Origin of the sequence: Microbacterium sp. BDGP8 (assembly GCF_029991045.1) — a bacterium.
GTDB lineage: Bacteria > Actinomycetota > Actinomycetes > Actinomycetales > Microbacteriaceae > Microbacterium > Microbacterium plantarum.
In genome coordinates this window covers 2,008,509-2,030,086 of record NZ_CP120712.1, presented here as the reverse complement: position 1 = coordinate 2,030,086, position 21,578 = coordinate 2,008,509, and the positions used below count along the sequence as shown (strand labels likewise).

Below are 21,578 nucleotides of genomic sequence, written 5' to 3'. Positions count from 1 at the left end.
GTGTTTCGGCGGCCATAGCGTGAGGGAAACGCCCGGTTACATTCCGAACCCGGAAGCTAAGCCTCACAGCGCCGATGGTACTGCAGGGGGGACCCTGTGGGAGAGTAGGACACCGCCGGACTTCTTTCGTAAGAGGGCCACCCAATGCTGGGTGGCCCTTTTTCGTGCCCCCGGGGCCGTTCGCTTGACGTACTGAGCCAGGTAGTGTGCAATATATTGCATGCCGCTCGTTCCCGTCTCTCGCCCAGCCTCTCTGCGCGACCACGCGTACACGGCGCTTCGCGACGCGATCGTGAGTGGCAGGCTCGAGCCGGGCGCTCGTCTCCGCGATAGCGAGCTCGAGGAGTGGCTCGGGGTCAGCCGTACGCCGATTCGTGAGGCGATCGCCCGTCTGGAGGCCGCGGGGCTCGTCCGGACGCGGCGGGCGAAGGCCACGGAGGTGGCGCCGCTCGATGAGCGCGAGGCTCTCTCGGCGCAGCGTATTGCGGCATCACTGCATGAGTTGGCGGTGCGCGAGGGAGTGCGCCAGCTCACGGCGTCGGACCTCGATGCGATGCGTGCTGCGAACGACCGGTTCGCGGACGCACTGCGCGCGGATGACATCGACGCAGCGCTCGCGGCCGACGACGACTTCCATCGCGTCGCGGTTTCGGCGAGTGCCAACCCTCTTCTCGGCACTCTGCTCGAGCAGGTGACACCCCTTCTGCGACGCCTGGAGCGTGCTCGGTTCTCGAGCCTCGCCGGCCGCGACTCGGTGGCGGCCCATGCCCGCATCATCGAGCTCTGCGCCACCGGCGAGGGCGAGGCGGCCGCTGCAGCGACGCGTGAGAACTGGCTGACGCTCGAACGACTGTTGACCCATCCCGATCCCGCCTGAGCTCCACCCGACCCCAGGAGAACCGATGTCCCTCGCCGACTTCCCTCGTCACCCGCTCACCTTCGGACCCAGCCCCGTGCACCCGCTGGATCGCCTCTCAGCCCATCTCGGGGGTGCCCGTGTCTGGGCGAAGCGAGAAGACGTGTCGAGCGGCCTCGCATACGGCGGCAACAAGACTCGCAAGCTCGAATACATCATTCCGGATGCTCTCGCTCAGGGCGCCGACACGCTCGTCTCCATCGGCGGGATCCAGTCGAACCACACTCGCCAGGTGGCGGCGGTCGCGGCGCACCTGGGGCTGAAGGCCGTCGTCGTTCAGGAGAACTGGGTTGACTGGCCGGACGCTGTCAACGACCGGGTCGGCAACATCCTGCTCTCGCGGCTCATGGGAGCGGATGTCCGCCTGTCGCCCGCGGGCTTCGACATCGGATTCCGAGACTCGTGGAAGGAAGCGATCGCCGATGTGGAGGCCTCCGGCGGCAAGCCCTATGCGATCCCGGCGGGCGCGAGTGATCACCGCCTCGGCGGACTCGGGTTCGCCAATTGGGCGCACGAGGTGCGCCAGCAGGAAGAGCAGCTCGGTGTGTTCTTCGACACGATCGTCGTCTGCACCGTGACGGGGTCGACCCACGCCGGGATGGTGGCCGGGTTCGCCGACCTCGCGGAGAACTTCGGTGACCGTCCCCGGCGGGTCCTCGGCATCGACGCCTCGGCCACGATCGACAAGACCCGTGACCAGGTGCGCCGGATCGCGCGTCGCACGGCGGAGCTGATCGGTGTCGGCCGTGAGCTGCGCGAGGATGAGATCCAGGTTCTCGAGGGCTGGGCGGGGGAGCGCTACGGCATACCCGTGGACTCGACGGATGAGGCGATCTACCTCACGGGGCGCCTGGAAGGAGTCATCCTCGACCCGGTCTACGAGGGAAAGTCCATGGCGGCTCTGATCGACCTGGTCTCTTCCCGCGACATCCCCGCTGACTCGAACGTGCTCTATGCGCACCTCGGCGGGCAGCAGGCGATCAACGCCTACAGCGGCCGCTACCACTGAGACGGTCAGCGGCGCGTGGACACCGTGACCGTGAACTTCGGGTCTCGGGCCACCTGCCGGGTGGGGCCGACAACGCGCTCGAGCTCCGCTCGGTACTGCAGCGCGGAGTTCCAGACGCACCACAGTTCGCCGCGCGGCCGCAGCACACGCGCCGCATCGCGGAACAAGCGCGGGGCGATGCGGTCGCTCATCGCGGCACCGGAATGGAACGGCGGGTTCAGCGCGATCAGCGACGCGCTCGCATCCGGGCGCCGGGCGAGCAGGTCATCGCGTACCACCTCGACGCGCTCGGACACACCGTTGGCCCGCATCGTGGCCGCCGTGGACGCCACGGCTGCGGCCGATTGATCCGAGGCATACACGCGGACGTCGGGGTGACGGGTGGCCCACGCGGCCGCGACGACTCCCGTGCCGCAGGCGAAGTCGATCCACGGGTCGTCTGCCGTTCCGCCCGGTGCGGTCTCGGGCAGGTTCGCGAGGAGGAGTCGTGTCCCGATGTCGAGGCGCGGACCCGCGAACGCGCCGCCGTACGCGCGGATCTCGATCCCGTCGCTGCGTCCAGATCGCGCCTCGGGAAGCGTCGTCTGCGGGAGTGGACCGCGGGCGACGAGCACCCGGGACTTCCCACGCGCATGCGTGACGTCGAGGCGCTCGAAGGAGCCGCGGAGAACGTCGTTCATCGCGACCGTCATGTGCTTGATTCGCCCTCCGGCGTAGACGACGACGTCGGGGGAGGCCGCCGCCGCGATGGTGGCGGCGATGTCGGCGAGAGCATCGAGCGAGCGTGGCAGCCGAAGCAGCACGACTCGCGCGCCCGCGACGAGCGCGGCATCGAGCGGGAGAGAGGTGAATGTCGCCTGGGGGACGAGACGCTTCGCGTTCGCGGCGAGAGCGGCCTCGCCGCTGAGGGGGTCCTGGTGGACTCGGATGCCCTCGGCTCCGGCGGCCGCAGCGCCCAGGGTGAGCGCGCCGTAGCTGTCTCCGATGACGGTGACCTCGTCGGGGCCCGTTTCGGCGCGGGCAGATTCCGATTCATCCAGGATCAGGAGATCGGCGGCATCGGCGGCGACGAGACCGGGCGCTTCGACGTCGGGCCAGCGGCGGAGAAGAGAAAGATCGAGCGCGCCGGACACCCGGGTAAGCCTAGTGCGGAGAAAGCAAGGGTTCGCCGGGCGGCCGTGGAGCGCGCAGACTGAACGCATGAGAACCGCGCTCCGCTGGCTGCTCGCCGGCGCCATGATCTTCGCCGGCCTGAGCCACCTGTTCTGGGCGCGCCGTGACTTCCAGGCCCAGGTGCCTGACGCGGTCGTCGAGAAGCTCCCGATCGATCGTGATGGCGTCGTCGTCGCCTCCGGAGCGGTGGAGGCACTGTTCGGGGTGGCGCTGCTCGCCTTGCCGCGCGAGCGCTCGCGCATCGGTGCGCTGCTCGCCGCGTTCTTCATCGCCGTCTTCCCCGGCAACATCGATCAGTGGCGAAAGGGACGCAGCGCCTTCGGGCTCGACACCGATCGGCGTCGATTCGTCCGGCTCTTCTTCCAGCCCGTTCTCGTCACGTGGGCCTGGTGGTCGACGCGTCAACCGCGCGACGCTGCGTAACGGTGCTCCGGGCGGCCCGTCGATCCGTAACGCAACCGCACGTCGACGACCCCGCGCGCGGCCATCGCCGCGAGGTGGCGCTGAGCCGTCGCCCGTGAGATACCGCATTCGGTCGCGATCTCGCCCGCCGATGCCTCCCGCGCCCCGAGGGTCGTGAGGATCATCTGCTCGGTCGCCGAGCGCGTCGTGGTGGCGGGACCGCCGTGGACGATCGACAGGGCGCGATCGATGTCGTCCTGCTCCACGTCGGCGGTGTCGAGGACGTTCCGGTAGCGGGCGTACCGCTCCAGGCGCTCGCGGAGAGCGCGGGAATCGAACGGCTTGATCAGGTAGCCGATGGCCCCCGCACGCAGGGCGCGGCGCACCGTCTCGGCATCGGAGGCCGCCGACAGCACGATGGCATCGGTGTCGATCGAGCGCACGAGCTCGACGCCCTCGCCGTCGGGCAGGTAGTTGTCGATGAGAACGAGGTCGGGGCGGTGCTCGGCGATCGCGGAGCGAGCTGTGCCGATCGACCGGGCCGGCTCGAGCGCGCGGAACCCGGGAACCGCGTCGACGGCGTCGCGGTGGAGATCCGCGACGCGGAAGTCGTCGTCGACGACGAGGACCCGGAGCGGGGCTGTCGTGGTCATGAGTCGTCCTCCTCGGGGCGGGGTGCGGTCGGCTCGGTAGTCGCGGTCGTGTCGGGCGCCGCGGTGCGCAGCACGCCCGGCAGCCGGGCGGCGAAAACCGCTCCGGATGCCGCGGAGCCGCGGCCGCCCGGATCGATCAGCCACACGTCGCCGCCGAGACGGCGCGCCAGCTCGCGCGAGAGCGGCAGGCCGATCCCGCGCCCGCGCACGCGGTCGTCGCCCGGCTCCGCAGACGGCGCGAAGACATCGCGGCCGTCCGCCACACCGGACCCCGAGTCGGCGACGGTCGTCACGAGCGCGTCGCCGTCGCCGAAGAAGGTGACCTCTACCCAGCGGGGTTCGGCTTCGTGCGCCGCGGCGGCGACGGCGTTGTCGATGAGATTCCCGATGACGGCCGCGGCATCCTCGACACGCGAGAGCTCTCCGAGGACGAGGGTGTCTTCGCCGACGGCGATGCCCACTCCGCTCGCGGCTGCTTCGGTCGCTTTCGCCGCGAGGAGCGCCTGGAGGAACAGGTCGTCCACCCGCTCGATGCCGGCGACGGCGATCGGAACGCTGCCGCGCTCGAGGAGTTCGTCGAGGAACGCTCGGGCGTCGCCGACCCGCTCGGCGTCGATCAGGCCTGCGGCGACATGCAGGCGGTTCGAGAACTCGTGCCGCTGCACCCGCAGCGCCCCGGTCACGGTCTGAACCGACGAGAGCTGTTCGCCGAGCTCGGCGACATCCGTGTGATCCCGAACGATCACCACGTCCCCGAGCTCGCGGCCACCGCGCCGCACCGGATGCACGTCAACGGCCAGCACGCGGGGGCCTACGACGACACGGTGCAGCGGAAGCCCTTCCATGATCGCGGAGACGACAGCCGCGGGCAGGGGCAGAGCGGAGAGCGGCTGCCCCACGGAGCGCTCGAGACCGAGCAGCTGTTCGGCAGTCGTGGACGCGACCCGCACGACACCGTTCTCGTCGAGGGCGAGCACGCCGTCTCCGATGCCGTCGAGGACCGCGCTCTGCTGCTGCACCAGCGCGGTCAGCTCCTCGGGCTGCAGACCGAGCGTCGTCTTCTCCCAGCGGCGTCGCAGAACCGAGCCCGCGGCGATGCCGATGCCGAGTGCAAGAAGCGCGGCGATCCCGATCGCGAGAAGCACGGACGGCAGGTCGTCGAGCACGCTGCCCTCTTCGAAACCCACACTCACCTCACCCACCGGCTCGCCGCCGTCGGGCGGGAGGACGGGCACCTTGGCGCGTGCGGAGCGCCCGAGGGTTCCGACCTCCCAGTCGACGACCTCCTCGCCGCCGAGAACGCGGTCGAACGGGGTCGACACGGTCTCGCCGAGACGACGCGGATCGGGGTGGGCGAGCCGGATGCCGTGGTCGTCGGTGATCACGACGAAGAGCGCGTCCGTGCGCTCGGCGATCGCGAGAGCCGTGCTCTGCAACGATCCGCCGACGAGGTCGGCAGCATCCGGGGTACCGGGGTCGTCGGACCACCGGGCGACGGCGGTGCGCACCTCCGGGGTCGCTGCGACCGAGCGCGCGATGTTGAGGGCGCTCTCTTCCGCGGCGTTTCGCACCTGCGTCACCGCGATCACCGCGAACGCCGCCGTGCACACGAGCAGCACGGTCGCGACGACGCCGAGCTGCACGAGGAAGAGCCGCGTCGTGAAGCGCATCCGACCTCCCCTTGCTCGCGCGCAGAATGCGCAGAACACACGCTACGCGCTCAAGTCGCCGGAATGAGCCCAAGCGCGCGGGTCGACGGCGAAGCGACCTAGATTCGACCGATCGCACCGTGGGTCCGTGCGCCCGCCGACGAAGGAGTCGACATGACAAATCCTGTGAACCTCGTGGCCGCCGCCGCGGCCGAAGAGGGGTACGACCTCGCCTTCATCCCGCCCGAGGGCGTTCTCGTCGCGCTCGGGTTCACGATGGTGCTGACCTTCATGGCGCTCATCATGACGCGCCGGCTCACCCCGATGGTCGCGCTCATCATCGTGCCGACGGCATTCGGCCTCTTCGCCGGCGCCGGCCTGGGGCTCGGCGACATGATCATCGACGCCATCACGAGCATGGCGCCGACCGCGGCTCTGCTGATGTTCGCGATCATGTACTTCGGCATCATGATCGACGTGGGGCTCTTCGACCCCCTCATCCGGGTGATCACCCGCGTGCTCAAGGACGATCCCGCCAAGGTCGTGCTCGGGACCGCTGTGCTCGCGGCGGTGGTCTCGCTGGACGGCGACGGCTCGACCACGTTCATCATCACGACCTCGGCGATGCTGCCCATATACCTCCGCCTGGGTATGAGTCCCGTCGTGCTCACCTGCGTCGCGGGCCTGATGAACGGCACGATGAACATCGTCCCGTGGGGCGGGCCGACTGTGCGTGCGGCGTCGGCGCTCGGTCTGCAGCCGACCGACGTGTTCGTGCCGATGCTGCCCTCGCTCGCGGCAGGCATCGTCGTCTCGCTGACCTTCGCCTGGTTCCTGGGACTTTCGGAGCGTCGACGGCTCGCCGGCAGCATCGACACGTCCCGTCTCGGCGGGGGAGACGGCGTGCTCGGTGGGCCCAAGCTCTTCCGCGGTGCCGACCCGCGACCGGGCGCGCTGGCAACGCTGCGCACCGGGAACGTCGTGACCGTGCGCGGCCGGAAGCCCGTTCCGGCGGCGCAGTGGGTCGAGGAGCGCGACACCGCTATGGCCGACACGATGCTGGACCCGAATCGGGCGACACTGCGTCCGCGCCTGGTGTGGGTCAACCTCGCGCTCACGCTCGTGGTCATGGTCCTGCTCGTCCTCGACCTGTTCCCGCTCGCGTACGTGTTCATGGTGGGTGCGGCGCTCGCCCTCGTCATCAACTTCCCGAAGCTCAAGCAGCAGGCGGACGAGATCGTCGCCCACGCGCCTTCCATCGTCGGCGTGGTCTCGATGGTGCTCGCGGCGGGCGTGCTCGTGGGCGTTTTGAACGGTACGGGGATGGTGGCCGCGATGGCCTCGTGGGTCACCGAGGTGATCCCGTCGCAGCTCGGACCGCACCTCGCAGTGATCACGGGCGTCCTGTCGATCCCGTTCACGTTCTTCATGTCGAACGACGCCTTCTACTTCGGCATCCTCCCGATCCTCGCCGAGAGCGCCGCGACCTATGGCATCGAGCCGGTCGAGATGGCGCGTGCGTCGATCACGGGGCAGCCTGTCCACCTGCAGAGCCCGCTCGTGCCCGCCATCCTGCTCCTCGTGTCGCTGGCGAACGTGAATCTGGGCGACCACCACAAGAAGGTGCTGTGGCGTGCGTCGATCGTGTCGCTCGTCATGCTCGCCGTCGCGGTGCTCGTGGGCGTGGTGCCGTTCGCCGCCTGAGCGGGATCACCCTTCCTGCGGGTAGCGCACGCCGATCTGATCGCGGATATCGTCGAGCACGCCCATGATCGCGACGGTCTCTGCGATCGGCAGAACGTCGCCGTCGGTCCGTCCGGCGGCGACGAGGGCCTCCGCCTCGAGGGCCTGGAACTGCATGCCGCGCCCCTCGATCTCCGAGCGGTACTCCTCGAGGATCGTGCCGTCGTGCGATACGACGCGGAAGTCGGTGGCCGCGTACCAGACGCCCGAGATCTCGACCCGCGCTTCGGTACCGACGATGTGAGCGGTGTTCGGCCCGGCCCCGCGGGAAGACGACACGGTCGTCGAGACCGCACCCGAGGGGTGGGTCATGACCGTCGCGACCTCGGCGTCGGCGCCTGTCTCCATCAGCCGCGCGAGCGCCCTCACCTGCGTCGGGAGCCCGAGGAGGTCGCAGACGAACGACACGGGGTAGATGCCGAGGTCGAGCAGCGCGCCGCCACCCAGCGAGAGATCATTGAGACGGTGCGTGGGATCGTCGGAGATCCGCTGCGTGTGATCGGCGAACACCGTCCGGACCTCGCCCAGGGTTCCGGCGGCGACGATCTCGCGCAGGCGGACCATGTGCGGGAGGTAGCGAGTCCACATCGCCTCCATGACGAGGACGCCCGCGTCGGCTGCCAGATCGCGCAGCGCCACGGCCTCGTCACGGTTGAGGGTGAACGGCTTCTCCACCAGCACGTGCTTGCCGTGCTGGATCGCGAGCGCGGCGGCGTCGCGATGACCCGGATGCGGGGTGGCGATGTAGATGATGTCGACGTCGGGGTCGGCCGCGAGCTGCTCGTACGAGCCGTGAGCGTGGGGGATGCCGTATTCCTCGGCGAAGCGTGTCGCCGAGTCCTGTGTGCGTGAGCCGACGGCCACGACCTCCCGGCCCGCTGTTCGCAGATCGCGGGTGAACGCGTGGGCGATTCCGCCGGTCGCCAGAATGCCCCATCGCAGGCCGGTGTCGGAGCTGCCGGACGTCGTCTGATTCGTCATAACGCGAGCCTAGCCAGCGGCTGACCGACCCGCGCGGCGTAGGCTCGCAGGGTGGACACCGCTGCCGTCGATCGCTTCCGCGAGCTGTTGCGGATCCCCACCGTCTCGCACGCGGAGCCGGCCTCGTCCGATGGGGCTCAGCTCGTGCGCTTCCGCGAAGCGGTGCGTCGGCTCTACCCACGCCTGCACGACGAGCTCGAGTACGAGACGGTGGGGGAGCACGCGATGCTCTACCGGTGGCGGGGCCATGCCTCGGACGCGTCGCTCGTACTCATGGCGCACTACGACGTCGTTCCGGTCGTTCCCGGCGAATGGATGCATCCGCCATTCGACGCCGTCCTGGCCGGCGAGGGCGAGGAGAGGACGATCCATGCGCGCGGTGCGATCGACGATAAGGGCTCACTGGTGGCGATTCTCGAAGCCGTCGAGGCTCTCGTCGAGGAAGGATGGCGGCCGGCGCGCGACGTGTATCTCGCCTTCGGGCACGATGAGGAGGTCGCCGGTCTCGGTGCTCCCGCGATCGTGGAGGTGCTGCGCTCCCGTGGCGTCCGGCCGGCGCTCGTCCTCGACGAGGGCGGGGCAGTCGTCTCGGGTGCCGTGCCCGGCGTCGACGTCGAGACCGCGATGATCGGCGTCGCCGAGCGCGGGGTGATGACGCTCGGGCTCACGGCGCGCGAGGCGGGAGGGCACGCGTCCACTCCGCCCCCGCTGCCGGCCACCGCGCGACTGGCGCGGGCGATCGACCGGTTGCATCGACACCCGGCGCCCGTGCGGCTCGTGCCGCCGGTGCGGGCGATGTTCCGCACCCTGGCGCCATTCGCCCGCGAGCCGTTCCGCTCCATCTTCACCAACCTCTCCGTCACCGGAGCGCTGCTCGCGCGGGCGCTGCCTCGCTTCGGCGCCGAGACCAACGCACTGGTGCGCACGACCGCGGTCGTGACGGAGCTCGACGGGGCGGATGGCGAGAACGTGCTCGCCACGGCTGCTCGCGCAGCCGTCAACATCCGCCTGCTCACGGGCGACTCGGTTGCTGCGGCAACCGAGCGCGCGCGGCGAGCGATCGCCGATCCCCGGATCGAGATCGAGGTTCGCCACGGCTCGGACCCATCGCCCGTGTCACCCTGGCGCGGCGAGGGATGGCGCCGGATCGCGAGTGCGGTCGGTTCCGCTCTCGGCGAGGACGTCGTCGCCACGCCGTACCTGCAGCTCGGGGCGAGCGACAGTCGGTGGTTCACCGCGATCTGCGAGAACGTCTACCGATTCGCGCCGTTCCGGCTGACCGCCTCCGAGCGCGAAGCGCTTCACGCGCACGACGAGCGGATCCGTGTGCACGTGTGGCTTCGCGGGATCGAGTTCTACCGCGACCTGCTGCGACTCAGCTGACGGGGGAACGCCGGGGCGGCGAATCGGAGACGCCGGTGAGGAACGCGACGATCTCGTCGGCGCTCGCCGAGATCTCGGGTCCGCGACCGAAGGTCCAGCCGGCGTCGGTCGCGCGCACGGTGTGGCCTGCGATGGCGGCCCGTCGTGCGAACGGGGCGCTCGTCGAGGCCGCGAGCGCGACCGCGCCCGCGATATCGAACGGGAGCGGACGCCGGTCGCTCGGCAAACGGAGGTAGGCACGCGCGACCGCCGTGAGTTCTCGGACGCTGCGCCGTCGCCCCCGCGCGATACGGCCGGCGAGTTCGGCGAGGGAAGCGCCGTCGCCGTCGCCCGACAGGCCTGCTTCGTCGACGAAGGCGCGGCGGCGATCGAATGGAGCACCGTCGAGCGCGGAGGCTGCGAGGGCGACCACCGTCGCGATCTGCCCACGACGGTCGGAGGGGGCCGCCGCGGCGTCATCCGCCGACCGGTGACTCAAAGGCAGGAAGCGCGCCAGGTCGGACATGCGGTCAGCATACGGCGGTGTCGGGGCGGGAGGGCTTCTCGCCGCTGGTGTGACGCGAACCGCGGTCGTCACATGGCCGCGGAGCGCTCCGTGTGACTGTCACATAGAGCGGACCACGTGTTTTCGAAACCCGCGGTGCATAATGGGCACGAGCCGATGTGAACGTGCGCATCGGGCCGGAGGAACCATGAGCGAAGACGCTACGGGCCGTCGCCCGAGCATTCGCGATGTCGCGCGTCTGGCCGGTGTATCGCATCAGACGGTCTCGCGCGTGCTCAACAATCATCCGAGCATCCGCGCGGAGACGAAGGATCGCGTGCTCGCGGTCATGGCGGAACTGGACTACAGCCCCAATCGGGCGGCCCGCGCGCTCGTCACGAGCAGGTCGCACACGATCGGAGTGCTGACGTCGTCGGCGACCCAGTACGGTCCCGCGTCCTCGATCGCGGCGATCGAGGCGGCCGCGCGCGAACGCGGCTACTGGGTCTCCACCGCCAACGTCGACGCCCGGGATCCGAGCTCGATCCAGGCCGGGCTCGCGCACCTGGTGGCCCAGGCGGTCGAGGGACTCGTCGTGATCGCGCCGCAGGTGCGCGTGTTCCGTGCCCTGGCCGCCCAGCCGATCGGCATCCCGTACGTCACGCTGCAGTCCACCGAGGTGGATCCCGGCCACGCCCTGTCGGTCGACCAGATCGCCGGCGCCCGGCTGGCCACACGGCACCTCATCGAGCTCGGCCACCGGTCGATCTACCACATCGCCGGCCCCCAGGACTGGATCGAGGCTGAGGCGCGGATGCGCGGATTCCTCGAGGAGATGAGCGATTCCGACATCCCGACGACGGCGCCGGTGCTAGGCGACTGGACGGCCGAATTCGGCTACTACGCCGGGCGCGAGCTGCTCCGGGTCCGTGACTTCACAGCGATCTTCTCGTCGAACGATCAGATGGCGCTCGGGCTCCTGCACGCCATCCGCGATGAGGGGCTGGACTGCCCGCGCGACATCAGCATCATCGGGTTCGACGACATCCCCGAGGCCGCGCACTTCTGGCCGCCGCTGTCGACCGTGCGTCAGGACTTCGCCGAGCTGGGGCGTCGTTGCGTGGATCTGTTGCTCGGCCAGGGCTCAGGCGAGGTGGACCCGGCGGTGCTCGTGCCCGAGCTGGTCGTTCGCTCGTCCACCGGGCCGCGCCGCTGAGTCGTCGTTATCGATCCGAGACACGCCGGGAGTTGACACTCCCGTTCGGACCGTGGCTATAGTGTCGCAATGTGAACGGTCACATCGATCGTCACACGATCGAGGCCCGCCGATGGTGGCCGGGCGAAGGAGCACTCGAGTGGCACGCAACGCAGCGATCAGCAGCGAGTACGTCGACGGCGTGAAGGTCGAAGTCGCGGTGGCGCGGGTTCGGGCCGAGGTGGCGTCGTTGCACGCGGAGCTGGTGCGTTACGGGCTGGTCGTGTGGACCGGTGGCAACGTGTCGGGGCGGGTTCCGGGGGCTGATCTGTTCGTGATCAAGCCGTCGGGGGTGTCGTATGACGAGTTGGCTCCGGAGAACATGATCGTGTGCGATCTGGACGGCAATGTGGTGCCGGGGACGCCGGGCAGTGACCGGTCGCCGTCCAGTGATACGGCGGCGCATGCGTATGTGTATCGGAACATGCCCGAGGTGGGTGGTGTGGTGCACACGCATTCGACGTATGCGGTGGCGTGGGCGGCGCGGGGTGAGGAGATCCCGTGTGTGATCACGGCGATGGCTGATGAGTTCGGGGGGCCGATCCCGGTGGGGCCGTTCGCGATCATCGGTGATGACTCGATCGGCCGGGGGATCGTGGACACGCTTCGGGGGCATCGTTCCCGGGCGGTGTTGATGCAGAACCATGGGCCGTTCACGATCGGGTCGAGTGCGAAGGATGCGGTCAAGGCTGCGGTGATGGTGGAGGACGTGGCTCGCACGGTCCACATCGCCCGGCAGGCGGGGGAGTTGCTCCCGATTCCGCAGGACGCGATCGATGCGCTGTACGACCGGTATCAGAACGTTTACGGACAGACCACCGACGACCGCCGGTAGCCCCGCACCGGGGCGCGGTCACCATTTCCCGCAAGACAGTGAAGTCACTGGAAAGGACACACAGTGAACAAGAAGTTCCTGTACGCAGCAGCGACGCTCGCCGTCGGCGCCCTGGCGCTCTCGGCATGCTCCAGCACCGGCGGCGGTGAGGGCGGCGGAGACGGCGGCCTCATCGGCGTCGCGATGCCCACCAAGAGCTCGGAGCGCTGGATCCAGGACGGCAACGCCGTCAAGAAGGCCCTGGAGGACCAGGGATACCAGGTCGACCTCCAGTACGCCGAGGACGACATCCCGACCCAGGTCTCGCAGATCGAGAACATGATCACCAAGGGTGCCGAGGCGCTCATCGTGGCCTCGATCGACGGCACGACGCTGACCGAGGCGCTGCAGAACGCCGCGGACGCGGAGATCCCCGTCATCGCCTACGACCGACTGATCAAGGGCACCGAGAACGTCGACTACTACGCGACGTTCGACAACGCGCTCGTCGGCCGTCAGCAGGCCTGGACGGTCCTGAACGGCCTCGGGCTGACCGACCTCGAGGGCAAGCCGCTCGACGGCGCGCCGGCCGGTCCCTTCAACATCGAGCTGTTCGCCGGCTCGCTCGACGACAACAACGCGTTCTTCTTCTGGGACGGCGCGATGGAGGTCCTGGAGCCGCTGATCGACGACGGCACCCTCGTGGTCAAGTCGGGTCAGACCGACATCGAGCAGGCCGCAACGCTGCGCTGGGACGGCGAGACCGCCCAGAGCCGCATGGAGGACATCCTGACGGCCAACTACTCCGACGGCACGCAGGTCGACGCCGTCCTCTCGCCCTACGACGGCATCTCGCGAGGCATCATCTCCGCGCTCGAGGGTGCGGGATACTCCACCGGCGCCGAGTGGCCGATCATCTCGGGCCAGGACGCCGAGGTCGACTCGGTCAAGGCGATCCTCGCCGGTGAGCAGTACGCGACCATCTTCAAGGACACCCGCGAGCTCGCCAAGGTCGCGGCCGACATGGCCGCCGCCGCTCTGAAGGGCGAGGAGCCCGAGGTCAACGACACCGAGACGTACGACAACGACGTCAAGGTCGTGCCCTCCTTCCTTCTGGCGCCGGTTCCCGTCGTGAAGGACAACGTGGAGTCGTCGCTCGTCGACACCGGTTACTGGACCGCCGAAGAGCTCGGTCTCTGAGCCGCGGCATCCGCCCATCCTCGGAACGGCGGCGGGAGCGAACCGCTCCCGCCGCCGCACCCGAGAAATCATCCACCCCCACAAGGAAGTCGGAGACGTGAGCGAAACCATCCTCGAGATGCGCGGGATCACCAAGACCTTCCCCGGCGTCAAGGCGCTCTCGAATGTCAATCTCGCCGTCCAGCGCGGCGAGATCCATGCGATCTGCGGTGAGAACGGCGCGGGGAAGTCGACCCTCATGAAGGTGCTGTCCGGGGTCTACCCGCACGGCACCTACGACGGCGAGATCGTCTACGCGGGCGACACCGTCGAGTTCAAGAATCTGCGCGACAGCGAGGCGCGCGGGATCGTCATCATCCACCAGGAGCTGGCGCTCAGCCCGTACCTGTCGATCGCCGAGAACATCTTCCTGAACAACGAGCGGAAGGGCGCCGGCGGCCTCATCGACTGGAATAAGACCAACTTCGCCGCGGCCGAGCTGCTGCGTCGCGTCGGGCTCAAGGAGAACCCGACGACGAAGGTCAACCAGATCGGCGTCGGCAAGCAGCAGCTCGTCGAGATCGCCAAGGCCCTGTCGAAGGAGGTCAAGCTGCTGATCCTCGACGAGCCGACCGCCGCGCTCAACGACGAGGACTCCGACCACCTGCTCGATCTGATCCTGAGCCTGCGCGAGCAGGGCATCACGTCGATCATCATCAGCCACAAGCTGAACGAGATCAAAAAGGTCGCCGACACCGTCACGGTCATCCGCGACGGCAAGACGATCGAGACGATCTCGAAGAACGACGTCACCGAGGACCGCATCATCAAGGACATGGTGGGCCGCGACCTCGAGCACCGCTATCCCGATCACGAGCCGCAGATCGGCGATGAGCTGCTGCGGGTCGAGAACTGGACCGCGCACCACCCGCAGGACCCCACCCGCGTCGTCGTCGACGACGTTTCGGTGACGGTCCGGGCGGGCGAGATCGTCGGCATCGCCGGGCTCATGGGCGCCGGGCGCACCGAGTTCGCGATGAGCCTGTTCGGCCACAGCTACGGCACGCGCATCTCGGGCAAGGTGTTCATGCGCGGCAAGGAGATCCGCACGCGCACCGTCTCGGAGGCCATCGCCAACGGGCTCGCGTACGCCACCGAGGATCGCAAGACCTACGGGCTGAACCTCATCGAGGACATCAAGCGCAACATCTCGATGGCGTCGCTGAAGAAGCTCGAGAAGGCGGGTCTGGTCGACGACAACGAGGAGTTCTCCGTCGCGAACCAGTACCGCAAGAGCATGAACATCAAGGCGCCGACCGTCCTCGCCAAGACCGGGAAGCTCTCGGGCGGCAACCAGCAGAAGGTCGTGCTGTCGAAGTGGATCTACTCCGACCCTGAGGTGCTCATCCTCGACGAGCCCACGCGCGGCATCGACGTGGGGGCGAAGTACGAGATCTACACGATCATCAACAAGCTCGCCGCAGCGGGGAAGGGGATCATCGTGATCTCGTCCGAGCTGCCCGAACTGCTCGGCATCTCCGACCGTGTGTACGCCCTCTCCGAGGGGCGCATCACCGGTGAGCTGCCCATCGCCGACGCGACTCCCGAGTCGGTCCTCAAACTCATGACCATGGAGAAGCCCCGCTGAGCGGGGCCGCAGGAGATCCTCGAATGTCTCAGAACAACGCCCCTGAAACCGCCGCCGGCGGCGGGCTCAACCCGACCGAGAACCGTTTCACGCGCTGGATCGGACACATCCTCGCCGACCTCGGCAAGAACGGCATCTTCATCGCGCTGATCGCGGTGGTCGCCCTGTTCGCCATCCTCACCAACGGCATCCTGCTGCGCCCGCAGAACCTGTCGAACCTGGTCGTCCAGAACGGCTACATCCTGGTGCTGGCCATCGGCATGGTGATGATCATCATCGCCGGCCACATCGACCTCTCCGTCGGCTCGGTCGCAGCCTTCATCGGCGCCGTGTCCGGTGTGTTCGCGGTCAAGATGGGGATGCCGTGGTGGCTCGCCATCGTCCTGTCCCTCCTGATCGGCGCGCTCGTGGGAGCCTGGCAGGGCTTCTGGGTGGCCTACGTCGGCATACCCGCGTTCATCGTGACATTGGCGGGCATGCTCATCTTCCGCGGTCTCGCGCTCGTGGTGCTGGGCAACGCGAACATCGGCTCGTTCCCCACCGAGTACCGAGCGCTCGGCAACGGCTTCCTGGCGGGCATCTTCGGTGAATCCGATCCCGACCTGTTCACCCTCGTCATCGGTGCGCTCGGCATCGTCGCGCTGATCGTGCAGCAGTGGCGGACTCGCGCCGGACGCCAGAAGTACTCGCAGGACGTCGAGCCGCTCGTCTGGTTCGTCGCGAAGCTCGCGCTCATCGCGGTCGTCATCGGGTGGTTCACGTGGGCCCTCGCCTCGTACAAGGGCATCCCCGTCACCCTGATCGTGCTCGCGGTGCTGGTGCTGGTGTACGGCATCGTCATGAACCGCACCGTGTTCGGCCGTCACATCTACGCGATCGGCGGCAACCGCCACGCGGCCGAGCTCTCGGGCATCAAGACGCGCCGCGCGGACTTCTGGCTGTTCGTCAACATGGGCGTGCTCGCCGCTCTCGCCGGTCTCATCTTCACCGCCCGACTGAACCTCGCCGGGCCCAAGGCCGGTGACGGATTCGAGCTCGAGGCGATCTCCGCGGCCTTCATCGGCGGTGCGGCGGTGCAGGGTGGTGTCGGCACCATCGGCGGCGCGATCATCGGTGGTCTGATCATCGGTGTGCTGAACAACGGCATGTCGATCATGGGCATCGGCATCGAGTGGCAGCAGGCCGTGAAGGGTCTCGTGCTGCTGCTGGCCGTCGCCTTCGACGTCTACAACAAGCGGCGCTCGGGCAACTGACGACCCGCGCCTGAGCGAAGCGGCGCCCGCGCCGGCATCCTTCCGAGGATCGCCGGTGCGGGCGCCGCTTCGCTGTGGTCGGGGGAGCTGCCGGTCAGGGCAGGAGCGTGATCTTGCCCGGAGTGTGTGCGGCGACGAGACGGTGCGCCTCTGCGGCCTCGGCGAGGGGCAGTTCGGGTCCGAGCTCGACGCGGAAGGCGCCGGCGGCGAGCAGCGCCGCGGCCACCGGGATCGCCTCGGCCCGCCAGGCCACCTGCTGCTCGGTGAGCGGCTCGGGGCTTCCCCCGGAGAACGCGCGGATGCCGAGCCCCGCGGCATCCGCTCCGCGCACGATCGTCGCGATGCGGGAGCGGTCGGCGACCAGCTCGAGCGAGACGTCGAGCGCCTCGTCGGTGCCGGCGCAGTCGAGGGCCACGGTCACCCCCTGCGGGGCGGCCGCGCGGACACGGTCGGCGAGGCCGTCGCCGTACCCGACGGGCGTCGCGCCAAGATCGCGGACACGGTCCGAGCGGGCCTCGCTCGCCGTGGCGATGACAGCAGCTCCCCTCAGCCGGGCGAACTGGATCGCCGCCTGACCGACCGAGCCGCTGCCGCCGTGCAGCAGCAGGGTGTCGGCGGGTCCGACGTCGAGCGAGCGCAGCGACTGATACGCCGTCGCCACGGGGATGCCGAGAGCGGCCCCGACCGCGGGGGAGACCCCGGCGGGGAGCGGCGTCAGCTTGTCGGGCGTGACGACGATGTCGGTCGCATAGACACCGCTCGCCCCGAAGACCACGACCTCGTCCCCGACACGGAAGCCGTCGACATCCGCGCCGACCGCCGTGACAACGCCGGCGCCGTCATTACCGACGCGCCGCGGCTTCGAGATCGTGGCCGACGGCCGCAGGCCCGCCCGCAGCTTGTGGTCGATCGGGTTCACACCGGCCGCTGTCACGCGTACACCCACCTGACCGGGGCCCGGAGCGGGCACCTCGATGTCGCTGAGGGAGAGGACCTCGGGTCCGCCGAACTCGGAATACGTCACTGCGTGAGCCATGGGGCCACGCTACCGACTGATCAGCCCGTGCCGGCCAGCGTCTTCGTGATCCGCTGGATAGACACGGGCTCGGCGGTGCCGAGACGCTGTGCGAAGAGGCTGACGCGGTACTCCTCCAGCAGCCAGCGTGCGTGTCGCAGGTTCGGCGGAGCGTCGTCCGCTGGTGGGATCGTCCCGCCTGCTTCGGTGAACAGCGTCGCGGCGCGCTCGTACTCGGTGAGGCGCTGCCGGTCGCGTCCGGGGTTGTCGCTCAGGGACGACACCCGTTCGAGAGCGCCCTGGAGGTACCGCGGCAGGTGCGCGAGCCGGGACGTGCCGGTCCGCGACAGGAAGCCGGGGAACACCAGGCCGGCCAGTTGCTGCTTCACGTCGCCGAGAGCGGCGAGCAGGACCATCGAGTTCTCCTTGCGGATCGCCCGCTCGACGTCGCGCTGAAGGGTGAGGATCCGCGCGCTCAGCGAGACGGTCTGGAACAGCTCCTCGACCACGGCCGCCGAGAACGCGGCGCGCACCGCCTGGAACTGCGCCGGCGTGCGGACGGATGCCGCGGTGCGGTCGATGACAGCATCCGCGACAGCGACACGCGCATCCTCGATGAGAGCCTTCGCCGACGCGTACGGGGATGCCGCGAGCGCGAGCTTCTCGGGCGCAGTGAGGTGGTCGAGGACGTACGTGGCCGGAGAGGGGACGGAGAGCAGGACGAGTCGCCTGACGCCCGCGCGGGTCAGGCGATGGGCTCGCTCGGGGGTCGCCTCGATGCGCAGGGCGACGGATGCTCCCTCGTCGACGAGGGCGGGATAGCCCCGCACGACGCCGCCGGCGACCCTGGTGTCGACGAGCTCGGGAAGATCGCCGAAGGTCCAGTCGGTCAGGCCGGTCTGCTCGACGATGCCGGTCCGCTGGTCGCCTTCCGGTCCGGCACCCGTCGGCGCGGCCGGTGACGCTGCGGCGGGCTGCGCGCCGGGACGCGGGGCGGCCTTCGCGAGGGAGCGGGCGACGGAGGCCCGGCTGCGGTTCGCGAGTCGCTGCTGCAGCTCGGCGAGGTCGCGCGACGAGCCGAGCGGGCGCCCGCGCTCGTCGACGGCGCGGAAAGACATCGACAGGTGCGCCGGCACGCGTTCGAGGTCGAAGTCCGATGACGTGACCGGCTGATTCGCGACCCGCTGGATGCGCGCAGCGAGCGCGTCGCGCAGCGTCAGGGCGGGCAGGCCGTTCCGCGACTCGGGCCCATCGCCGGCGAGTTCCTCGGCGAACCGGGAAGCCCAGTCCGCGGCGGGCACGACGTGCCGGCGGATCGCCTTGGGGAGAGCGCGCAGGAGGCCCGCGATCAACTCGTCGCGCAGCCCCGGCACCTGCCAGTCGAACCCGTCCGGGCGGAGCGAGGCGAGCAGCGCGAGGGGGACGACCACGCTGACGCCGTCGTCGGGCGCCCCGGGTTCGAAGCGGTACGCGAGCGACAGCACCTGATCGCCCTGGCGCCAGCGGGCGGGGAAGGCGCGCTCGTCGCTTCCCGCGGCATCTCCGGCGAGGTCGCTCTCGGTCATGTCGAGCAGACGCGGCGTGCGAGCGGCGGCGTCACGCCACCATGCTTCGAACGATCGGACATCGAATACGTCGCGCGGGATGCGGGCGTCGTAGAACGCGAACACCGCTTCGTCGCCCACGAGGATGTCGCGACGCCGTTCGCGTTCCTCGATCTTCTCGAGGCGTCGCCGGAGCTCGAGGTTGCGGCGCTCGAACGCCGTCAGGCGCTTGTCGAGGTGCGCGGAGTTCCAGTCGCCCTCGACGAGCGCGTGCCGGAGGAACAGCTCGCGGGCGAGCTCACGGTCGCGCCCGGCCAGCTGCACTCGCCGGCGGGGCACGATCTCGACCCCGAAGAGGGTGACCTTCTCGGCGGCGACGGCGGCTCCGGCATCCTTCGACCAGTGCGGATCGCTCATCGAGCGGTGCGCGAGGTCTCCGGCGAGTTCTTCGGCCCACGCGGGGTCGATCGCCGCCACCGTACGGGCGTACAGGCGCGAGGTCTCGACGAGCTCGGCTGCCATCACGGCGTCCGGTGACGCCTTGCGCAGACCCGAGCCGGGGAAGATCGCGAACTTCGCGCCGCGGGCGCCGCGGTACTCGGCACGGGGGCGCTGGGGCTTGCCGCCGCCGCTTCGACCGGCCGCGGTCCGCGTGGCCGAGGTGCTCCGGGTGTCGAGGATGCCGATCTGCGAGAGGAGACCGGCCAGGATCGCACGGTGCACACGGTCGGGATGCGCGGCGCCCGTCGTCGCGATGGGCTCGTCGCGTCCGCGCTTCCCGCGGTCGCGGTCTCCGCGGGCGAGCGCGCTCAGCTGGCGGTGGACATCGAACCATTCCCGCACGCGGACGTAGTTCAGGTGTTCCGCGCGGCAGGTGCGGCGGAACGCGCTGGAACCGAGCTCGCGCTGCTGGTCCTGCAGGTGGTTCCACAGATTGAGCAGCGTCAGGAAGTCGCTCGTCGGATCGGTGAACCGGGCATGCAGCCGGTCGGCTTCCTCGCGCCGCTCTTCGGGGCGCTCCCGCACGTCCTGAATCGACATGCCCGCCACGATCGCGAGGACGTCGCGCGTCACGCCGAGGGTGCGTGCCTCGACGAGCATGCGCGCGAAACGCGGATCGATCGGAAGACGCGAGATCTCGCGGCCGGTGTCCGTCAGGCGCCAGGCGCCCTTCTCGTCGCGGCGCACCGCCCGCAGCTCCACGAGCAGATCGAAGGCCGCCTTCACACCGCGGGAGTCCGGCGGCGTCAGGAACGGGAAGTCGGCGATGTCGCCGAACCCGAGCGCGAGCATCTGCAGCACCACCGACGCGAGCGATGTCCGCAGGATCTCCGGCTCGGTGAACTCGGGTCGCGAGATGAAATCGTCCTCGGCGTAGAGGCGGATCGCGATACCCGCCGAGGTTCGGCCGGCACGCCCGGCGCGCTGCTGAGCGGAGGCCTGCGACACGGCCTCGATCGGCAGCCGCTGGATCTTCGACCGGTTGCTGTAGCGCGAGATGCGCGCCGTGCCGGCGTCGACGACGTAGCGGATGCCGGGGACGGTGAGGCTCGTCTCGGCGACGTTGGTCGCGAGGATGACCCGGCGCCGGACTCCGGCGACCCGCGAGGGCTCGAAGACGCGGTGCTGTTCCGCGGCGGAGAGTCGCCCGTACAGGGGGAGCACCTCGGTGGGGCGTGCGTCTTTCGCGTACGCGGAACGTACGGCGTCCATCGCGTCGCGGATCTCCGCCTCGCCGGGGAGGAAGACGAGCACATCGCCGTCGGGCTCGCGGTCGAGTTCGCGCAGCGCCGCGACGAGCCCGTCGACATCGTCTGCGGTCGTCTCGTCCTCGCCGCTGTCGTCGTGCGGCCGGTACCGCACCTCGACGGGGTAGGTGCGACCCGAGACCTCGATGATCGGCGCGGGGGCGCCCTGGGCGTCGGCGAAATGCGCGGCGAAGCTCTCCGGATCGATCGTCGCCGAGGTGACGATGACCTTCAGGTCGGGACGGCGGGGGAGGATGCGGCGCAGATAGCCGAGGAGGAAGTCGATGTTGAGCGAACGCTCGTGCGCTTCGTCGATGATGATCGTGTCGTACCGGCGCAGCATCCGGTCGCGGTGGATCTCGTTGAGCAGGATGCCGTCGGTGACCAGCGCCACCTGCGTGTCGGCGGAGACCTGGTCGGTGAACCGGACCTTGTAGCCGACGGCGCCGCCGAGGGGCACCTCCATCTCGGCGGCGATGCGCTCGGCCACCGTCCGCGCGGCGATCCGACGCGGCTGAGTGTGGGCGATGCTCGTGCGTCCGAGCTCGAGACAGATCTTCGGCAGCTGAGTGGTCTTGCCCGACCCGGTGGCACCCGCGACGATCACGACCTGGTGGTCTCGGATGGCGCGCGCGATCTCTTCCCGTGCCCCGCTGACGGGCAGCTCAGGCGGGAAGGAGATCACAGGGGCGGGCGAGGACACAGCCCTCCATCGTACGGCGCTGCGGC

The 21,578-nt window shown here is 69.5% G+C and carries 17 protein-coding genes and 1 rRNA gene; 11 read left to right on the top strand and 7 right to left on the bottom strand.

The annotated features are described in order from the left end of the window. Nucleotides 1-4 precede the first annotated feature (4 nt). The 3 genes from rrf to P6897_RS09720 all read left to right on the top strand — a co-directional run bounded on the left by rrf (nucleotide 5) and on the right by P6897_RS09720 (nucleotide 1,925). Nucleotides 5-121 (top strand): 5S ribosomal RNA (gene rrf, locus P6897_RS09730). A 99-nt stretch (nucleotides 122-220) separates the two neighbouring features. Next, a complete protein-coding gene (locus P6897_RS09725) occupies nucleotides 221-877 on the top strand; it encodes a GntR family transcriptional regulator (protein WP_269266029.1) in 657 nt (218 codons plus the stop codon). Between the two features lie 25 nt (nucleotides 878-902). After that, nucleotides 903-1,925 carry a 1-aminocyclopropane-1-carboxylate deaminase gene (locus P6897_RS09720; RefSeq protein ID WP_282501065.1) on the top strand — a complete coding sequence of 341 codons (1,023 nt, stop codon included), beginning with the start codon at nucleotides 903-905 and terminating at the stop codon, nucleotides 1,923-1,925. Between the two features lie 5 nt (nucleotides 1,926-1,930). On the opposite strand, the gene P6897_RS09715 is transcribed toward P6897_RS09720, so the two are convergent. Further along, nucleotides 1,931-3,058 (bottom strand): methyltransferase, encoded by a 1,128-nt coding sequence (locus P6897_RS09715; protein WP_282501064.1) that lies wholly within the window; start codon nucleotides 3,056-3,058, stop codon nucleotides 1,931-1,933. A gap of 67 nt (nucleotides 3,059-3,125) precedes the next feature. On the opposite strand from P6897_RS09715, the gene P6897_RS09710 reads away from it, so the two are divergent. Further along, nucleotides 3,126-3,521 carry a hypothetical protein gene (locus tag P6897_RS09710; protein WP_274179570.1) on the top strand — a complete coding sequence of 132 codons (396 nt, stop codon included), beginning with the start codon at nucleotides 3,126-3,128 and terminating at the stop codon, nucleotides 3,519-3,521. Here P6897_RS09710 and P6897_RS09705 read toward each other — a convergent pair. Further along, entirely contained in the window at nucleotides 3,500-4,153 is a 654-nt protein-coding gene (locus tag P6897_RS09705) for a response regulator (protein WP_269266033.1), read from the bottom strand. The genes P6897_RS09710 and P6897_RS09705 overlap by 22 nt on opposite strands. Further along, a complete protein-coding gene (locus P6897_RS09700) occupies nucleotides 4,150-5,823 on the bottom strand; it encodes a sensor histidine kinase (protein ID WP_282501063.1) in 1,674 nt (557 codons plus the stop codon). Before P6897_RS09700 ends, P6897_RS09705 begins: the two co-directional genes overlap by 4 nt. 153 nt (nucleotides 5,824-5,976) lie before the next feature. Here P6897_RS09700 and P6897_RS09695 point away from each other — a divergent pair, with 153 nt between their 5' ends. Next, nucleotides 5,977-7,506 (top strand): CitMHS family transporter, encoded by a 1,530-nt coding sequence (locus P6897_RS09695; protein WP_114588223.1) that lies wholly within the window; start codon nucleotides 5,977-5,979, stop codon nucleotides 7,504-7,506. A gap of 6 nt (nucleotides 7,507-7,512) precedes the next feature. On the opposite strand, the gene P6897_RS09690 is transcribed toward P6897_RS09695, so the two are convergent. Further along, entirely contained in the window at nucleotides 7,513-8,526 is a 1,014-nt protein-coding gene (locus P6897_RS09690) for a Gfo/Idh/MocA family oxidoreductase (protein WP_112617948.1), read from the bottom strand. Between the two features lie 51 nt (nucleotides 8,527-8,577). On the opposite strand from P6897_RS09690, the gene P6897_RS09685 reads away from it, so the two are divergent. Then, a complete protein-coding gene (locus P6897_RS09685; protein WP_282501062.1) occupies nucleotides 8,578-9,909 on the top strand; it encodes a M20/M25/M40 family metallo-hydrolase in 1,332 nt (443 codons plus the stop codon). On the opposite strand, the gene P6897_RS09680 is transcribed toward P6897_RS09685, so the two are convergent. Continuing rightward, entirely contained in the window at nucleotides 9,902-10,414 is a 513-nt protein-coding gene (locus P6897_RS09680; protein ID WP_274179576.1) for a hypothetical protein, read from the bottom strand. The genes P6897_RS09685 and P6897_RS09680 overlap by 8 nt on opposite strands. 187 nt (nucleotides 10,415-10,601) lie before the next feature. Between P6897_RS09680 and P6897_RS09675 the strand changes: the two genes are divergently transcribed. The 5 genes from P6897_RS09675 to mmsB all read left to right on the top strand — a co-directional run bounded on the left by P6897_RS09675 (nucleotide 10,602) and on the right by mmsB (nucleotide 16,542). Further along, nucleotides 10,602-11,609: a LacI family DNA-binding transcriptional regulator gene (locus P6897_RS09675; protein WP_114588219.1), complete on the top strand. Its 1,008-nt coding sequence runs from the start codon at nucleotides 10,602-10,604 to the stop codon at nucleotides 11,607-11,609. Nucleotides 11,610-11,721: 112 nt separating this feature from the next. Further along, nucleotides 11,722-12,483 (top strand): L-ribulose-5-phosphate 4-epimerase, encoded by a 762-nt coding sequence (locus tag P6897_RS09670; RefSeq protein ID WP_282501061.1) that lies wholly within the window; start codon nucleotides 11,722-11,724, stop codon nucleotides 12,481-12,483. Between the two features lie 63 nt (nucleotides 12,484-12,546). Continuing rightward, the gene (gene chvE, locus P6897_RS09665; protein WP_282501060.1) at nucleotides 12,547-13,662 is read left to right on the top strand and encodes a multiple monosaccharide ABC transporter substrate-binding protein; all 1,116 of its coding nucleotides are present in this window, start codon (nucleotides 12,547-12,549) and stop codon (nucleotides 13,660-13,662) included. A gap of 97 nt (nucleotides 13,663-13,759) precedes the next feature. After that, entirely contained in the window at nucleotides 13,760-15,289 is a 1,530-nt protein-coding gene (gene mmsA / locus P6897_RS09660) for a multiple monosaccharide ABC transporter ATP-binding protein (protein ID WP_112617952.1), read from the top strand. A gap of 23 nt (nucleotides 15,290-15,312) precedes the next feature. Next, nucleotides 15,313-16,542: a multiple monosaccharide ABC transporter permease gene (gene mmsB / locus P6897_RS09655; protein ID WP_269266039.1), complete on the top strand. Its 1,230-nt coding sequence runs from the start codon at nucleotides 15,313-15,315 to the stop codon at nucleotides 16,540-16,542. A gap of 94 nt (nucleotides 16,543-16,636) precedes the next feature. Here mmsB and P6897_RS09650 read toward each other — a convergent pair whose 3' ends face one another. Together P6897_RS09650 and hrpA are read right to left on the bottom strand one after the other, a co-directional pair. Continuing rightward, nucleotides 16,637-17,578, bottom strand: coding sequence for an NADP-dependent oxidoreductase (locus P6897_RS09650; protein ID WP_282501059.1), 942 nt, complete (start codon nucleotides 17,576-17,578; stop codon nucleotides 16,637-16,639). A gap of 20 nt (nucleotides 17,579-17,598) precedes the next feature. Continuing rightward, complete coding sequence (gene hrpA / locus P6897_RS09645) at nucleotides 17,599-21,552, bottom strand: ATP-dependent RNA helicase HrpA (protein WP_282501058.1); 3,954 nt, start codon at nucleotides 21,550-21,552, stop codon at nucleotides 17,599-17,601. Nucleotides 21,553-21,578 lie beyond the last annotated feature (26 nt).

What these genes read in the sequence shown, in the direction of transcription:
- P6897_RS09725 (WP_269266029.1), top strand. Translation starts at nt 221, where the DNA reads ATGCCGCTCGTTCCCGTCTCTCGCCCAGCCTCTCTGCGCGACCACGCG.
- P6897_RS09720 (WP_282501065.1), top strand. Translation starts at nt 903, where the DNA reads ATGTCCCTCGCCGACTTCCCTCGTCACCCGCTCACCTTCGGACCCAGC.
- P6897_RS09710 (WP_274179570.1), top strand. Translation starts at nt 3,126, where the DNA reads ATGAGAACCGCGCTCCGCTGGCTGCTCGCCGGCGCCATGATCTTCGCC.
- P6897_RS09705 (WP_269266033.1), bottom strand. Translation starts at nt 4,153, where the DNA reads ATGACCACGACAGCCCCGCTCCGGGTCCTCGTCGTCGACGACGACTTC.
- P6897_RS09700 (WP_282501063.1), bottom strand. Translation starts at nt 5,823, where the DNA reads ATGCGCTTCACGACGCGGCTCTTCCTCGTGCAGCTCGGCGTCGTCGCG.
- P6897_RS09695 (WP_114588223.1), top strand. Translation starts at nt 5,977, where the DNA reads ATGACAAATCCTGTGAACCTCGTGGCCGCCGCCGCGGCCGAAGAGGGG.
- P6897_RS09690 (WP_112617948.1), bottom strand. Translation starts at nt 8,526, where the DNA reads ATGACGAATCAGACGACGTCCGGCAGCTCCGACACCGGCCTGCGATGG.
- P6897_RS09680 (WP_274179576.1), bottom strand. Translation starts at nt 10,414, where the DNA reads ATGTCCGACCTGGCGCGCTTCCTGCCTTTGAGTCACCGGTCGGCGGAT.
- P6897_RS09675 (WP_114588219.1), top strand. Translation starts at nt 10,602, where the DNA reads ATGAGCGAAGACGCTACGGGCCGTCGCCCGAGCATTCGCGATGTCGCG.
- P6897_RS09670 (WP_282501061.1), top strand. Translation starts at nt 11,722, where the DNA reads ATGGTGGCCGGGCGAAGGAGCACTCGAGTGGCACGCAACGCAGCGATC.
- mmsB (WP_269266039.1), top strand. Translation starts at nt 15,313, where the DNA reads ATGTCTCAGAACAACGCCCCTGAAACCGCCGCCGGCGGCGGGCTCAAC.
- P6897_RS09650 (WP_282501059.1), bottom strand. Translation starts at nt 17,578, where the DNA reads ATGGCTCACGCAGTGACGTATTCCGAGTTCGGCGGACCCGAGGTCCTC.